Origin of the sequence: Streptomyces soli, from assembly GCF_003999195.1 — a bacterium.
In the GTDB taxonomy this organism is placed as follows: Bacteria; Actinomycetota; Actinomycetes; order Streptomycetales; family Streptomycetaceae; genus Actinacidiphila; species Actinacidiphila soli.
The window spans coordinates 29,526-44,389 of record NZ_RJVR01000270.1; the positions used below are offsets into that span (position 1 = coordinate 29,526).

Below are 14,864 nucleotides of genomic sequence, written 5' to 3' on the forward strand. Positions count from 1 at the left end.
TACCGGGATTGCTTCGTTCAGCTCACGCTGACCTGAGGCTCGCCGGACATCGCGCCGTCGGCCTCCATCTCCTCCGCGATCTTCATGGCCTCTTCGATGAGGGTCTCCACGATCTTCGACTCGGGCACCGTCTTGATGACCTCCCCCTTGACGAAGATCTGCCCCTTGCCGTTGCCGGACGCGACGCCGAGGTCCGCTTCGCGGGCCTCACCGGGACCGTTGACGACGCAGCCCATGACCGCGACGCGCAAAGGCACCTCCATGCCCTCCAGACCTGCCGACACCTGGTCGGCGAGCTTGTAGACGTCGACCTGGGCCCGCCCGCAGGACGGGCAGGAGACGATCTCCAGCCGCCGCTGCCGCAGGTTCAGCGACTCCAGGATCTGGATGCCGACCTTGACCTCCTCCGCCGGAGGCGCCGACAGCGAGACGCGGATCGTGTCGCCGATCCCCTCGCTCAGCAGTGCCCCGAAGGCGACGGCCGACTTGATCGTGCCCTGGAACGCCGGGCCCGCCTCCGTCACCCCCAGGTGCAGCGGATAGTCGCACTTCGCCGCCAGTTGCCGGTAGGCGTTGACCATCACCACCGGGTCGTTGTGCTTCACCGAGATCTTGATGTCCCGGAAGCCGTGCTCCTCGAACAGCGAGCACTCCCACAGCGCCGACTCCACCAGCGCCTCGGGCGTCGCCTTGCCGTACTTCTCCAGCAGCCGGCGGTCCAGCGAACCGGCGTTGACGCCGATCCGGATCGGCACCCCCGCCCCGGTCGCCGCCTTGGCTATCTCCTTGACCTTGTCGTCGAACTGCCGGATGTTGCCCGGGTTTACCCGGACCGCCGCACACCCCGCGTCGATCGCCGCGAAGACGTACTTCGGCTGGAAATGGATGTCCGCGATCACCGGGATCTGCGACTTCTTGGCAATCGCCGGCAGGGCGTCCGCGTCGTCCTGCGATGGGCAGGCGACGCGTACGATCTGGCAGCCCGAGGCCGTCAGCTCCGCGATCTGCTGCAGGGTGGCGTTGATGTCCGCCGTCGGTGTCGTCGTCATCGACTGCACCGACACAGGGGCGTCGCCGCCCACCGCCACCGGCCCGACCTGGATCTGTCGGGACCGGCGGCGGGGAGCGAGCGTCGAGGGGACTGCGGGCAGCCCCAGATTGATCGGTTCCATGGCTACTTGGCCCGGTTGCCGGAGACGGTCTCACGGGCAGCCCGGATGGACTCCTTCAGCGAGCCCATGGTGGCCAGGACAGCGGTCGGCTCGTAGCCGCAGTGCGCCATGCAGTTGGCGCAGCGCGGGTCCTTGCCGCGACCGTACTTGTCCCAGTCGGTCTCCTCGATGAGCTCCTTGTACGTGGGGACGTACCCGTCGCTCATCAGATAGCAGGGCCGCTGCCAGCCGAAGAGCGAGTAGTTGGGGATGGCCCACGCGGTGCAGGGGAAGTCGGCCTTGCCCTCCAGGAAGTCCAGGAAGAGCGGCGAGTGATTCAGCCGCCACTTCTTGCGGTTCCCGCCCGCGAACGCCTTCTTGAACAGTTCGCGGGTCTGCTCGACACCGAGGAAGTGCTCCTGGTCGGGCGCCTTCTCGTAGGCGTACGCCGGGGAGATCATCATCTCGTCGACCTGAAGGTCGTCGTTGAGGAAGTTGAGCACCTCGATGATGGTCTGCGGGGTGTCGGTGTTGAAGAACGTCGAGTTGGTGGTGACCCGGAAGCCGCGCCGCTTGGCCTCCTTGATGGCCTCAACGGCCTCGTCGAAGACGCCTTCCTTGGCGACCGACTCGTCGTGCCGCTCGCGCAGTCCGTCGATATGGACGGCGAAGGCGAAGTACGGCGAGGGCGTGAAGTTGGCGAGCTTCTTACGCAGCAGCATGGCGTTCGTGCACAGGAAGACGTACTTCCTCTTGGCCACCAGCTGGCGCACGATCTCGTGGATCTGAGGGTGCATCAGCGGCTCGCCGCCGGCGATGGAGACCATCGGCGCGCCCGACTCCAGGACGGCGCCGACGGCCTGGGCGACCGGCATGCGCTGCTTGAGCACCCCGGCCGGGTGCTGGATCTTTCCGCAGCCCTCGCACGCGAGGTTGCAGGCGAAAAGCGGTTCCAGCTCGACGATCAGCGGGAACTTCTCACGCTTGCGAAGCTTCTGTTCGACGAGATAGGTCCCGACCCGGATGGTCTGACGAAGCGGCATAGCCATCTAGCTCACCTCCAGGGGAGCGCAGTAGAGCGGTGCCAGTTGAGAAAGGCAGGAAGAAGATCCCTTAGCACGCGGAATGCGGTGATTCCGGTGCGCAGAGTGCCGACACGCACCAGTTCGTACTCAGGGGTGTCGACGACTACGCGAGCTGCCGCTACGGGGTGCGCGCCCTGAGCGAGGGCGGCGCGCATCATCGCGGCGGATTCCATGTCGACGGCGATGGCACCGGTGGCGCGGAGCTCAGCCCGCTCCGCACCGCGTACGACATGATCGGACTGAGCCAGCCGGCCGATGTGCACCGTGTGTCCGGCCGCCTTGAGCGCGGCGGCCAGGGTGTCGCTGTCTCGGGCGGCCTCGTCGGCGACCACGACGTCGCCGGGCCGCATTCCGGGAGCCAGCCCGGCGCAGAGGCCGGTGGTGAGAACCGCGGCGTTCTTCATCTCCGGGGTGCTGAGCGCGTCGGTGACGGCGCGCTCAGCGGCCTGTGCTCCCATGCCCGTACGGATCACACGCACCGGACCGGCCGCCGCGTCCATGCGGCGGCGGCCTGCGCGCAGTGCGAACCGTTCGAAGCGCAGAGCGCAGACGATGAGCAGTGGTGGGCCGGACTGGCCCATCAGTCCCCCTTCCGTACGTCGCCGAAGGGCTCTCCGTGCACATAGCGCCCGAGGGCTGTGAGCGGGAAGACCATCCGGTAGAGGTGGTAGTTGATGGAGAAGTCCCGGGGGAAGCCCGTGCCGGTGAAGTACGGCTCGTCCCAGGACCCGTCCTCGGCTTGCGTGTCGGCGAGCCAGCGCACGCCGCGTTCCACGGCCGCGCTGTCCCGCTCGCCGGCCGCCAGCAGGGCGAGCAGCGCCCAGGCGGTCTGCGAGGCCGTGGAGGCGCCGCGCCCGATCCACTCGTTGGAGGAGTACGAGCGCAGGTCCTCGCCCCAGCCGCCGTCCTCGTTCTGCACGGACACCAGCCAGTTGACGGCCCGTCGGATCGCCGGGTGGCTGCCGGGCAGCCCGGCGGCGGTGAGCGCGGGGACGACGGAGCCGGTGCCGTAGATGTAGTTGACGCCCCAGCGCCCGAACCAGGCGCCGTTTGCCTCCTGTTCGGCGAGCAGCCAGTCGATGCCGCGCCGGGTGTGCTCGTCGTGCTCCAGGCCCAGGGCGGCCAGCATCTCGACAACGTGGGCAGTGACATCGGCGGACGGCGGGTCAATGACCTCGCCGAAGTCGCAGAAGGGCAGCCGGTTGGGGAACGGGCTGGTGTTGTCGGCGTCGAAGGCACCCCAGGCGCCGTTCTTGGACTGCATGCCGACGGTCCAGCGGACCCCGCGGTCTACCGCGGACTTCACCCGGCCGGGGTTGGGGTGGTCGACGCGCATCAGGGCGAGCACGACCTCGGCGGTGTCGTCGATGTCCGGGTAGCCGTCGTTCTCGAACTCGAACGCCCAGCCCCCGGGCGGGAGCCCGGGCCGCTGCACGGCCCAGTCGCCGGTCCTGGTGATCTGCTCACCGAGCATCCACTCGGCCGCCTTGACCAGCGCCGGGTGGTCGGCGGGCAGCCCTGCGTCGGCGAGGGCGATGGTGGCCAGACAGGTGTCCCAGACCGGGGACTGACAGGCCTCGATCATCCGGGTGCCCTCGTCGGGCCACACGGCGAACCGGTCCAGCGATTCCAGCCCGGCCCGCAGCACCGGATGCCCGAGGTCGTAGCCGAGCAGGTGCAGGGCGATGACCGAGTAGACGGCCGGGGGCTGGATGCCGCCCCAGCAGCCGTCGGCCTCCTGCCGTTCGATGATCCAGCGGGCGCCGGCCCTGAGCGCTGACCGGCGCAGCGGCTTGAACTGGACCTTGCGGTAGGCGTGCAGGGCCTTGTCCAGGCGCTGGAAGAAGCCGTCCCAGCTGCTGATCGGGGCCCGCGGGCGGGGCGGGCTGGGCCGGGCCGGGTCGGTGTGCAGCTCGTCGAGGGCGAAGGGCCCGGGCCGTACGGGGCGGTGCGCCGCGACGATGGTGAGCGGCACGATGGTCTGCCGGGCCCACTGGGCGAAGTCGTAGATGTTGAGCGGGACCCATTTGGGCAGGAAGACGATCTCGGGCGGCAGTTCGGGCAGGTCCTCCCAGCGCCACCAGCCGAAGAGAGCCAGCCAGATCCGGGTGAAGACCCTGGTCCGGGCGACGCCGCCCCGCTCGCGGACCCAGGCGGAGGCCGAGGCCATCCAGGGCGCGTCGGGCGTGTCGCCGGCCAGCCGCAGGGCGACGTAGGCCTCGACGGTGGCCGAGATGTCGCCGGGGCCGCCGTGGAAGGTGGGCCAGGCGCCGTCGTCACGCTGCTGGGAACGGATCCAGCGGGCGGCGGCCGCGGTCGTGCGGTCGTCCTGGATGCCGAGGAACTGACGGAGCAACAGGTCCTCGGCGTCCATGGTGACGTTGGTCTCCAGGTCGCCTTTCCACCACCCGTCCGGGTCCTGACGGGCCAGCAGGTGGTCGGCGGCGCGCTGTGCGGCGCGCTCTGCCGTCTCCCTGGTCGTACGTGTGGTGCGTGTCGTAGCCGTGGTGCCTGTCGTACAGGTTGCGCTTGGTGCATCGGAGTCGGCTGTTGTCGTCGTGCTGGCCGAGGGTGTCCCTTGGGCCCCTGCCCCGGGACTGCCGTCGGTCGTCGCTGTCATGGCTTCCCCTTTGCACAGTCGTTGTGTCTGCGGTGTTGGGGCTGCCGTCGGCCGTCACACGTGCCCGGCCGACGACGTACTGCGCTCCACTTCTGCTCTGTTTACTTCTCGCGAACCACCACAAAATCCGCCAGGCCCACGAGCTTACGGCGCACTTCATCCCGCATGTCCATTTTGTCGAGCGCGGCGATCGCGGTGGCGTACTGTCGGCGGGCTTCCTGGGATGTCCACTCCCTGCCCCCCGCCGCTTCGATCAACGCCGCTCTCATCGCGAACTCTTCCTCGTCGAAGGACTCAATATCATTACGGTCCAACGAATCCGCGGCCTTCGCATCTGCTGCGAGAAGCTCCGCGAGCCGCTCGGAGGCCTCGCCACCCGCTGCGAGAGCCGCGACGACGGGGAGGGACTTCTTGCGTTGCCGCAGGTCACTCCAGGTCTGTTTGCCCGTCGAGGCGGGGTCGCCCCAGATGCCGAGCAGGTCGTCGATGGCCTGGAAAGCCAGTCCCAGGTGGTAGCCGTATTCCTCCAGGGCGTCGGCGTCGGCCTCCGAGGCGCCGCCGAGCACCGCGCCGATCGAGGAGGCGCAGGCGAGCAGGGCGCCGGTCTTGTTGCCCTCCATCTCCAGGCACTCCGCGACGGTGACCCGCTCGCGGTGCTCGAAGGAGATGTCCTGCGCCTGACCGTCGATCAGCTTGCGGGTGGCGGTGGTCAGCCGCCGGGTGGCCCGGCCGGCCTCGACGGTGCCCTGCTCCAGCAGGATCTCGTTGGCGAGGGCGAAGAGGGCGTCGCCGACCAGGATGGCCTGGGCGGGGCCGTGCACCTTCCAGACGGTGTCACGGTGGCGGCGCTGCTCGTCGCCGTCCATGAGGTCGTCGTGCAGCAGGGAGAAGTTGTGGACCAGCTCGACCGCGACCGCGCCGGGAATGCCGGTCTCGGGGGTGGCGCCGGCCGCCTCGGCGGACAGCAGGGCCAGGGCGGGGCGTACGGCCTTGCCGCCGTCGCCGGCGGTCGGGTTGCCCGCCGCGTCGATCCACCCGAAGTGGTAGGCGGCCACGGTGTCCATCGGGGGTGCCAGTCGGTCCACGGCCGCCCGCAGCACGGGCGTGGACAGTGTGCGGCCGCGCTCCAGCAGCTCGGTCACGCTCGCCTTGTCGACGCCCGCGGTCGTCTGCTCCTTGGCAGCGGTCACGTTCTCTCCTTTGATTGCACTGGTGGTGCTCATGCCGGCTCCAGACCTTCGATGTCGAAGGGATGAGGGTCGAAGGGGTGGCCTAGTGCGGTCAAAGCTGCTCGGGAGGCTTGCAAACCGCTGCGTACTGCACTTTCCATGGTCGCGGGCCAGCCGGTGGCGGTCCACGCGCCCGCCACGTACACCCCGGGCGCGCGGGTGCGCGGACCTGGGCGAAGGGCGCCGACCCCGGGCGTGGGGGCGAAGGTCGCCGTCCGCTCCCGGGTGACGAAGAAGTCCCGTACCGTCGCGCCGCGTGCCGCGGGCAGCAGGCGCTCCAGCTCGGGCAGATACCGCTGCCGCAGGGCGGCGACGGAGAGGTCGATCTCGTCCTGCGCGGCCGACTGGGACAGCGCGATGTACTGGCCCTCACCGGGCTGCATCCCGGAGTGTTCGGTGCGGTCGAACACCCACTGCACGGGGCTTCCGATCGCGGCGAAGAAGGGCTGCCGCAGGACCTTGCGGTCGTAGACGACGTGGACGTTGAGGATGGGCGCCGTACCGATGCGCAGCAGCGCCTCCGGGTCCTCCAGGGCGCCCTCCGGGAGGAGGTCGTACGTCTCGCGCTGGGGCACGGCCAGGAGGACGACGTCAGCCGTGATCCGCTCGGCGCGGCCCGGGCCGGTCTCGGCGTCGACCTCCCAGGGCCCGTCACCCTCCCGTGCGACGCGGGACGCACGGGCCCGCAGCACGGTCCGTACGCCTGCCTTGTCGAGGGCCTCGCGCGCCCGGCCGTCGTGCAGCTCGCCGAGCGGTGCCGAGGCCCAGCCGATGTCGGCGGCGCCGGGGTCGGACAGCAGGCCGGTCTTGAAGACCATGGCCGCCAGGCCGAGGGAAGCATCGGCGGCGGTGGCGTTGAGCGTGGCGATGCCGACCAGGTCCCAGAGGGCTTCGACGGTGCGCGGGGACTGGCCGTGGTCGCGCAGCCAGCTCCCGAAGTCCACCGCGTCCAGCGCGGGATCCCTGGGATCCAGCCCGCGCAGCGCGAGGGCCGCCCGGCCGACGGAGGCGCGTTCGGTGAGCGAGAGGTGGGGGTACGTGGCCAGGCCGGCCGCCAGATGCAGCGGCACCGGCAGCGCGGTGCGGCGGAGCCGTCCGAGCCGCAGGCCCTCGGCGTCGAGCACGGGTACGTCGAGCCGGTCCTGGAGGGTGACGAGGTCGGCGGCGCCGATGCGGTCCAGGAACCGCAGGTAGGCGACGCAGCAGCGCAGGAAGACGTGCTGACCGTTGTCGACGGTCAGGTCGCCGCGCTTGAAGGAGAAGGCGAGCCCGCCGAGGCGGGGGCGCCCTTCGAGGAGGGTGACCCGCAGACCGGCGTCGGCGAGGGCGAGGGCGGCGGACGTGCCGGCCAGGCCGCCCCCCACCACCACAGCGGCCGCCCCCGGGGGACGGCCTGCGGCGTCTTGCACATTCATGCGCCCTCCCTACCCAAGCCTCTGGCCTGGGGAACCCCACCGACGGGGGCGCAGGGGGCGCGCCACGCCGATGCAGGCAGGGACGCGCGGGGGGCGGTGGCGGTTGCGTGGGCGCCGTAGCGAGGGCTCGGTTCGCCGGATCGGTACCGCGTTTCCCTCTTTTTGTGGGCTCGGTTCGCCCCGTGGGCACCGGTGATCACACTCGCCCCCTGGCGACGCGGCGGGAGTCCAGGCCGGCGAGGCCGCGCGCGGCTACGTAGGCCTTCTCGCGGCCGGGGAGGGAGACGCGGCCGCGGAGGACTGCTTCGGGGTCGGCGGCGATGCGGTCGAGGAGGCGGCGGTAGATGCCGGCCATGGCGGCGACGCAGGCGCCGCTGCGGCGGTCGAGCATGGGGAGGAGGCGGTAGCCGGTGGCGAAGAGGGCGCGGGCGCGGCGGACTTCGAACTCCATCAGGCCGGTGAAGTCGGCGCCGAGGGGCGGGGTGGAGCTGTGGAAGTCGGCCGAACAGCCGAACTTAGCAAGGTCGTTGGCGGGAAGGTAGGAGCGGCCGTTGTCGGCGTCCTCGCGGATGTCCCGGAGGATGTTGGTGAGTTGGAGGGCGAGGCCGAGGGTGTCGGCGTACTCGGCGGCCTGCTCGGTGCCGGGTGCGTTGGGGACCGTACCGAAGACGCCGAGCGAGAGCCGGCCGATGGCGCCGGCGACGCAGCGGCAGTAGGCGGCGAGGTCGTCCCAGCTTTCGTAGGTGTCGCCGCTCAGGTCCATCTGGACGCCGTCGATGAGCTCGTCGAGCCCTTCGAGGGGGATGGGGAAGCGCCGTGCGGCGTCGGCGAGGGCGACGGCCACCGGGTTGGTGTCGTCCTCGGTCACCTCGCCGGCCCGGACGCGGGCGAGGACGGCGCGGGTCTCGTCGAGGCGGGACTGCTTGACGGCGGGGGCCAGGTCGCCGTCGCCGATGTCGTCGACGCGGCGCGAGAACGCGTACAGGGCCGACATGGCCTGGCGCTTGGCGGTCGGCAGGAGACGGATTCCGTAGGCGAAGTTGCGGGCCTCGTGGCCGGTGACGGTCTCGCAGTAGCGGTAGGCCGCGAGCACCGCGCCGGACGTGTGGTCGGAGCCGTTCACGTACGGCTCACCCCTCTCTTCGCAATGTCGACCCCACCTCGCGCAGCAGGCTGAATTTGGTGGCCTTCGGCGGTCCGGGCAGCACGTCGTAGCCGGCGTCCGCCACCGCCTTGAGGGCGGCGCGGCCTCCCCCCACGAAGCCGGCGAGCAGCAGCCTGAGCCTGCCGTGGACGCTACCCACCAGGGGGGTGCCTTCATTCAACAGGTCACGTGCGCGTTCTGCTTCGAATGCCACCAGTGCACGCAGCTGCGCGCCTGCGGTCGGGGTGGTGAGATCGGTTTCGGAGACGCCGAAGCGCTTCATGTCCTCGGCGGGCAGATAAACGCGGTCGCGGCCGAGGTCCTCGGTCACGTCCTGGAGGTGCTCGACGATCTGCAGTGCGGTGCAGATCGCGTCGGAGCGCCGGATCCGCTCCGGGGTCGCGGTGCCGGTGATGCCGAGCACGAGTCGGCCGACGGGGTTGGCGGACAGCTCGCAGTAGGCCAGCAGGTCGTCGTACGTGGCGTAGCGGCGTACGTGCTGGTCCTGGCGGTTTGCCTCGATCAGGCCGAGGAAGGGCGCGGGGGTGAGCCCGCAGCGCCGTACGGTGGGCCGCAGGGCGTGCAGCAGGGGGTGGCTCGGGGGGCTGTGGGCACCGTCGAAGACACGCTGGAGGTCGGCCTCGAAGGCGTCAAGCATGGCGAGGCGGTCGTCGGCGGCGTCGGCGGGCAGGCCGAGGCGGAGCGCGTCGTCGCGGCCGCCGTTCGCGAGGTCGCCGTCGCCGATGTCGTCGACGAGGCGGGCGTATCCGTAGACGGCCATGAGGTCGGCGCGCCAGGCGCGGGGCACGAAGAACGGCGCGACGGGGAAGTTCTCACGCGCGGCCTTGTCGAGTATCGCGCGCGACTGCGCGTCGCATGGCGCTGGGGTTCCCCATGCCGAAGGCCAGGGGCCGGTCACCGCGTGCTTCCCGGCACGCGAGCGGCGGACGCACCGTGTCTTTGAGGGGTCCACCCAGCCATTGCCGTCACATCCCCCGTTCTACACCGATTGGCCATAACACACTATTTCGGACACGCCGCTCGTTCGATCGACCGAACCGGGGCCCGGACGTATCACCCGAGAAGCGGCGATTGAGTACCGCCCCAGCTTACGGCGCGCAGCCGCCCGGCGTGCGCCGGGGTGCGGATGATCTCCACTTGAGAGCTCCAACACCACACTGGCCCCGAATCTTCCCCGAAGGCAAAGGAATTCGGGGGGGCGCACGGATGTGACGCGACCGAGGCTGGCGAAACGGCCCGCATGGACCGTTTCCAGGTGTGCCGCGTTACGGCGTCGTTCACGCTCAGGCCATTCCTGCCGCCCAGGGTGCGGAACGAGTGATTCCGCAAGCGCACCGGAGGGGCCTCATGGCCGGGAACGGATCCGCCATCAATCGTCGGCGCTTTCTGCTCGCGTCCGGTGCCGCCATGGCCGGATCGGGGGCGGCGTGGGGGCTGGTCCCCGGGCAGCGCCAGGGCGGCGTTGCGCTGCCCGGCCCGAGCTCGGGGCCCACCCCGAGCGCGACGCCGGCCGTACCGCGGGCCGAGCCCTACGGGGCCACGACCCTGCAGACCGCGGCCCGGCTCGGGGGTGGGGGCAGCGGCGGGAGCGGATACCGGCGGTTGGTGTCGGGGGCCGGGTGGCCGATGGTCGTACGGGGTGAGATCGCGGCGCCCCGTTCCGGGCGGGAGGACCGGCGAAGCGCGCTGGCGTGCTTCGTCCAGTTCACCGACCTCCACCTGGCCGACGTACAGAGTCCGCTGCGTACGGAATTCATGCGGGCGCCGTCCGGAGGCGGATGGCGGACGCAGGAGGCGCTCACCGTCGCGGGGGCGGTGTCACTGGTGGAGCAGGTGAACGCGCTCGGCGGGGGCCCGCACACGGGGAAGCGGCCGGCGTTCGTGATGACGACGGGCGACAACACGGACAACAACTCCGCCATCGAGCTGGAGTGGTTCCTGACCGCCATGAGCGGCGGCCTGATCACCCCCAACACCGGTGACCCCGCCGCGTACGAGGGCGTGCAGAATTCCGGCCTGCCGCTTTTCTGGCATCCGGACGACGCCTTGCTCGACCTCGACAAGCGGCGCGGACTGCCACGGATACCGGGCTATCTCGAGGCGGCGATCCGCCCGCTCACCAGCCCCGGCCTGAACATCCCGTGGTACTCCACGCCCGGCAACCACGACGAGCTGCCCGGTGGCTGCCTGGCCCCAGCGGACCCCGAGCTCAGCGCCATCATCACCGGCTCCCGCAAGCTGATCTCGGTCCCGGAATCCGAGCTGGCGGCGTTCGCGAACGCGATACACACCGGCGACGACCCCAAGAGCGAGGCGCTCAAGGCCATCCTGAGCAGGCACGCCGCCCAGGCGCGGACCGTGACGGCCGACGAGCGCCGCAGACTGATCACCCCGCACGACCAGATCACCGCGCACCTCGACCCGAAGTACACCGGCGCCGGACCGGTCGGCCACGGGTACACCGAGGACAGCCTGGACGGCGACCGGATGTACTACACGTTCAAGGTGGCCGAGAACGTCCTCGGCATCAGCATCGACACCACCTATCGCAGCGGCCACTACGAGGGCTCGCTCGGCTCCGACCAACTCGGCTGGCTGGAGCGGACGCTGGCCGCCCACAGCTCCCGCTCATACGACGCGGACGGCCGGGAGGCGCGCAACCAGGGCGCAGACGACGCCCACATCCTGGTCTTCAGCCACCACAACAGCCCCACCATGACCCGGCGTCCCGACGCCGCCAGGTCCGACGAACCGCGGCATGACGGCCAGGAGCTGATCGCCCTGCTGAGCCGGTTCCCCAACGTCGTGGCGTGGATCAACGGCCACAGTCACATCAACCGCATCACCCCGCATGCCCACCCGACGGCGGCCCGCTCCTTCTGGGAGGTCAACACCGCCTCCCACGTGGACTATCCGCACCATGCGCGGGTGATTGAGCTGGTCGACAACCACGACGGGACACTCTCGCTGCTCACCACGCTCATTGAGTCCGCCGCCCCGCACCGTACGAACTTCGACGACCTGTCGGCGACCGGCCTCGCCTCCCTCTACCGGGAGCTGGCGTACAACTCCCCCGGCCTCGCCTCCGCGATGACGGACGGTGTCAACGCCGGCTGGGCGGGTGGCGCGTCGGACCGCAACGCCGAACTCCTCGTCCAGGCCGTGTGATCCGCACTCGCGATACCCAGGCCTGGGGACCGGCATTTTCCACGCGCACTGTGTCTGCCGTACTCCGGCTACGTTTCGACTTGCGACGGTACGGGCCGCTCCACCCCAGGCTCGAAGTCGCTGAAGAAAACCCGCTGGGCGCTGTGGAAGCGACTTGAGGACCTCACCGCCGGCCAGCAGGCCCAACTCGCGTTCATCGCCAAGGCGCACCCGACCCTGCACCGCGCCTACCTGCTCAAGGAGGCCCTGCGGGTCGCGCTCAAACAGGGCGAGAACATCGTCGAAGCCCTGCGGGACTGGGTGTTGTGGGCATGGCGCTGCCGCCTGGAACCCTTCGTGAAGCTCCAGCACGCCATCGTCAGGCACTGGGACGCCATCGTCGCAGCCGCCGAGCAACGGACTCGTCGAGAGCATGAACACCAAGATCCGTCTGATCACCCGCATGGCGTTCGGTTTCCAGGAACCCACCGCCCTCATCGCCCTGGCCATGCTCAGCCTCGGCGGACACCGCCCCCACCTACCAGGCCGTCGCGCCGCATGACCCCACCCACGGAAGCAACCGAAGAGCCACAATTCAGTCGACTGAGCACAAGCAGCCAGGAATCATGGCTAGTTGCGCGATCGCATATGCCTTGGGTATTGTCCGCGGCGGTTTCATGTAGGAATTGTGAAGGGGAAGGGGTGGCGCGTGCCCGGCATCGACGAATGCCTTTCCGAGGCGTTGGCCATTCCCGGCGTGCTCGGGGCGAGCCTGGTCGACTGGAGCAGCGGCCTCGTCCTCGGGGCGGTCGGGCAGGAACCGGCGCACGGCCACGAGGCCGCCGCCGCGGACGCCACGGAAGCGGCCCGGGCGGTCGTGGAGGGCGCTACCTTCACCGCGAAGGAGTCCGGGCGGATCCCGGTGGAGGACATCATCATCACCACGCCGGGGAGCTACCACCTGATCCGCTTCCTGGCCACGTCCTTCGACAGCGATGTCTTCCTGCACATCTGGCTGGACCGGGCGATCGCCAACCTGGCCGTCGCCCGGCTCGGCCTGCAGTCCATCGCCGACCGAATGATGCTCGTATGAACAGCACCGAGGCCGTCCTGCCCTCACTCGCCGTACGGTCCCTGCCACGCCGTACGCAGGCCCACGGTGCCCCGCCGCCAGGCACCGGCCGCTCCCGCGGGCTCGGGGCGTACGCCTTCACCGCCGCGCTCGCCCAGCTCGCGGAGGCGGGGGCCAGCGGGGCCCTGTACGGGTCGGCGGGCGCGGTCTATCTGCGCGACGGGGCGGTCGTGCACGCCGAGAGCCCGTGCGCCCCTGACCTGGGGGTACGACTCATGGCCTGCGGCCGGCTCTCGCCGGACCAGTGGCGCGAGGCAATCACCACCGCGGGCGCCGAGCACGGGGTCGGCCCGCACCTGGTCGACAGCGGCCGCCTGGCCCGTGGCGAACTGGAGCTGTGCCACCTGCTCGCGCTCTTCGACGCCGCCTACTTCAGCCTGCTGCCCGACTCGGAGCCCGAGGGGTTTCAGCCGGGCGTCACCTCCCGGCTCGGCCCCATCTCCCCGCCGGTCCCGGCGGGGCGCGTGGCCCGGGAGGCACAGCGCCGCCGGGCCCAGCTGGAACGTGCCTGGCCGTGGGACGACACCGATGCCGGGCCCGTCGTCCCCCGCCCGGGGGACGAGTTCCGCGGTGACCGAGTCCGAGGCCCCACCCCGGGTCAACTGGCGGTGCTCGCGGCGGCCGACTGCAGCCGCACGCCGGTCCAGATCGCGTGGCACCTGGGTCGCTCCGCCTTCGCGACCCTGCTGGACGTACGGCGGCTGGCCGCCGCCGGCCGGATCGCCACCCCGGCCCGGGCAGAAGCTCCCCCCTCCGTAAGCCCTCCCGTCCCCGGTGGCCCGCACCCAGCGTCGTCCGCAGATCCGTCAGTCACCCTGTTGCTCCGAGTTCGTGCCGCCCTGGAGGCCCGCCTGTGAGCGTTCTGCCCACCCGCACGGTGCCTGCTGACCGACCGTGGAGGAAGGCTCTGCGGCAACTCGCTGGAAGGAGACAGCTTGTGGAACTCGAAGCCGATGTGCTGGCGGAACTGCGGAGTCTGCGGGCCAGGGTGCCGCACCTGACGGGCGGGCTCGTCGCCAGCGTCGACGGCCTGGTCGTCGCGCACGACCTCAGCGGGCCGGAACCGGAGGGAGTCGCCGCGCTCACGGCGGCGGCCCTGGGCGTTGCGGCCCGGATCACCGAGGCCACCGAACGGGGCGGCTTCCGGGAACTGCTCGTCCGGGGGGACACCGGATACGTCGCGGCGTACGCCGCGGGCACCGCCATGGCCCTCGCCCTCGTGGCGGGCCCCGACTCCAACGTGGGCCGGCTGCACCTGGAGGCCCGCCAAACCAGTCGACGGATCGAGGATCTCGTCGAGGTCGCGCTCCAACGGCAGGAGCGCAAATGACCGTACGACCACCTTCATCAGCCGACAAGTCGTCGGGCACCGGACGCGGCCACGCCGCCACGGGTGCCGGGCATTCGTCACGTCAGAGAACTCAAAGACAAGGAAGCGAGACCGTCATGGCCAACACCGAGACCGCGCTGAAGGAAATAATGACGTCGATCGAGGGCGTCCTGGGCGTCGCTCTCGTGGACTACGGCAGCGGCATGGCCCTGGGCACCCTTGGCGGTTCCAAGGACCTCGACCTGACCGTCGCGGCCGCCGGCAACACCGACGTCGTCCGCGCCAAGATGCGCACGATGGAGATGCTCAACCTCAAGGAGAGCATCGAGGACATCCTCATCTCGCTCGGCACCCAATACCACATGATCCGGCTGCTGGCCGGGCGCTCGGGCGGCGGCCTGTTCCTGTACGTCGTACTGGACAAGGGCCGCGCGAACCTGGCGATGGCCCGCCACCAGCTCAAGCGCGTCGAGGCCGACCTGGAGGTCTGACCCGCCTAATGGGAGCTGCCGGGTCGGTCAGACTCGGTGCCGTAGCCGCCAGCAGGTGAGCACTCACGCCGCCGGAAGCGTTCGACTTCTGGGGTCAGA

The 14,864-nt window shown here is 70.5% G+C and carries 13 protein-coding genes and 1 pseudogene; 6 read left to right on the plus strand and 8 right to left on the minus strand.

Annotated elements, in window-relative coordinates; genetic code table 11:
* Positions 1 to 17 precede the first annotated feature (17 nt).
* From ispG to hpnC, 8 genes are all read right to left on the minus strand, one after another.
* Entirely contained in the window at positions 18 to 1,172 is a 1,155-nt protein-coding gene (ispG, locus tag EFK10_RS29175) for a flavodoxin-dependent (E)-4-hydroxy-3-methylbut-2-enyl-diphosphate synthase (RefSeq protein ID WP_127358645.1), read from the minus strand.
* Between the two features lie 2 nt (positions 1,173 to 1,174).
* Positions 1,175 to 2,200, minus strand: a complete 1,026-nt coding sequence (hpnH, locus tag EFK10_RS29180) for an adenosyl-hopene transferase HpnH (protein ID WP_127358646.1) — start codon at positions 2,198 to 2,200, stop codon at positions 1,175 to 1,177.
* Between the two features lie 5 nt (positions 2,201 to 2,205).
* A complete protein-coding gene (locus tag EFK10_RS29185) occupies positions 2,206 to 2,817 on the minus strand; it encodes a 5'-methylthioadenosine/S-adenosylhomocysteine nucleosidase family protein (protein ID WP_127358647.1) in 612 nt (203 codons plus the stop codon).
* Complete coding sequence (shc, locus tag EFK10_RS29190; protein WP_127358648.1) at positions 2,817 to 4,856, minus strand: squalene--hopene cyclase; 2,040 nt, start codon at positions 4,854 to 4,856, stop codon at positions 2,817 to 2,819. The genes EFK10_RS29185 and shc overlap by 1 nt, the downstream gene beginning before the upstream one ends.
* 101 nt (positions 4,857 to 4,957) lie before the next feature.
* A complete protein-coding gene (locus tag EFK10_RS29195; protein ID WP_127358649.1) occupies positions 4,958 to 6,079 on the minus strand; it encodes a polyprenyl synthetase family protein in 1,122 nt (373 codons plus the stop codon).
* Positions 6,076 to 7,500, minus strand: a complete 1,425-nt coding sequence (gene hpnE / locus EFK10_RS29200; protein WP_127358650.1) for a hydroxysqualene dehydroxylase HpnE — start codon at positions 7,498 to 7,500, stop codon at positions 6,076 to 6,078. Before hpnE ends, EFK10_RS29195 begins: the two co-directional genes overlap by 4 nt.
* Before the next feature lie 196 nt (positions 7,501 to 7,696).
* Complete coding sequence (gene hpnD, locus EFK10_RS29205) at positions 7,697 to 8,623, minus strand: presqualene diphosphate synthase HpnD (protein ID WP_127358651.1); 927 nt, start codon at positions 8,621 to 8,623, stop codon at positions 7,697 to 7,699.
* Between the two features lie 7 nt (positions 8,624 to 8,630).
* A complete protein-coding gene (gene hpnC / locus EFK10_RS29210) occupies positions 8,631 to 9,563 on the minus strand; it encodes a squalene synthase HpnC (protein WP_127358652.1) in 933 nt (310 codons plus the stop codon).
* Positions 9,564 to 10,012: 449 nt separating this feature from the next.
* Here hpnC and EFK10_RS29215 point away from each other — a divergent pair, with 449 nt between their 5' ends.
* From EFK10_RS29215 to EFK10_RS29245, 6 genes and pseudogenes are all read left to right on the plus strand, one after another.
* Entirely contained in the window at positions 10,013 to 11,833 is a 1,821-nt protein-coding gene (locus tag EFK10_RS29215; RefSeq protein ID WP_127358653.1) for a TIGR03767 family metallophosphoesterase, read from the plus strand.
* Between the two features lie 93 nt (positions 11,834 to 11,926).
* Positions 11,927 to 12,374, plus strand: a pseudogene (locus tag EFK10_RS51050) (ISL3 family transposase); the annotation flags it as partial.
* 147 nt (positions 12,375 to 12,521) lie between these two features.
* A complete protein-coding gene (locus tag EFK10_RS29230) occupies positions 12,522 to 12,905 on the plus strand; it encodes a hypothetical protein (RefSeq protein WP_127358655.1) in 384 nt (127 codons plus the stop codon).
* On the plus strand, positions 12,902 to 13,801 hold the full coding sequence (locus EFK10_RS29235) for a transcriptional regulator (protein WP_240677538.1): 900 nt from the start codon (positions 12,902 to 12,904) through the stop codon (positions 13,799 to 13,801). Before EFK10_RS29230 ends, EFK10_RS29235 begins: the two co-directional genes overlap by 4 nt.
* Before the next feature lie 80 nt (positions 13,802 to 13,881).
* Positions 13,882 to 14,274, plus strand: a complete 393-nt coding sequence (locus EFK10_RS29240) for a roadblock/LC7 domain-containing protein (RefSeq protein WP_127358656.1) — start codon at positions 13,882 to 13,884, stop codon at positions 14,272 to 14,274.
* A 116-nt stretch (positions 14,275 to 14,390) separates the two neighbouring features.
* The gene (locus EFK10_RS29245) at positions 14,391 to 14,765 is read left to right on the plus strand and encodes a hypothetical protein (protein WP_127358657.1); all 375 of its coding nucleotides are present in this window, start codon (positions 14,391 to 14,393) and stop codon (positions 14,763 to 14,765) included.
* Positions 14,766 to 14,864 lie beyond the last annotated feature (99 nt).

Coding starts and splice junctions, on each gene's coding strand:
- ispG (WP_127358645.1), bottom strand. CDS start 1,172: ATGGAACCGATCAATCTGGGGCTGCCCGCAGTCCCCTCGACGCTCGCT.
- hpnH (WP_127358646.1), bottom strand. CDS start 2,200: ATGGCTATGCCGCTTCGTCAGACCATCCGGGTCGGGACCTATCTCGTC.
- EFK10_RS29185 (WP_127358647.1), bottom strand. CDS start 2,817: ATGGGCCAGTCCGGCCCACCACTGCTCATCGTCTGCGCTCTGCGCTTC.
- shc (WP_127358648.1), bottom strand. CDS start 4,856: ATGACAGCGACGACCGACGGCAGTCCCGGGGCAGGGGCCCAAGGGACA.
- EFK10_RS29195 (WP_127358649.1), bottom strand. CDS start 6,079: ATGAGCACCACCAGTGCAATCAAAGGAGAGAACGTGACCGCTGCCAAG.
- hpnE (WP_127358650.1), bottom strand. CDS start 7,500: ATGAATGTGCAAGACGCCGCAGGCCGTCCCCCGGGGGCGGCCGCTGTG.
- EFK10_RS29215 (WP_127358653.1), top strand. CDS start 10,013: ATGGCCGGGAACGGATCCGCCATCAATCGTCGGCGCTTTCTGCTCGCG.
- EFK10_RS29235 (WP_240677538.1), top strand. CDS start 12,902: ATGAACAGCACCGAGGCCGTCCTGCCCTCACTCGCCGTACGGTCCCTG.
- EFK10_RS29245 (WP_127358657.1), top strand. CDS start 14,391: ATGGCCAACACCGAGACCGCGCTGAAGGAAATAATGACGTCGATCGAG.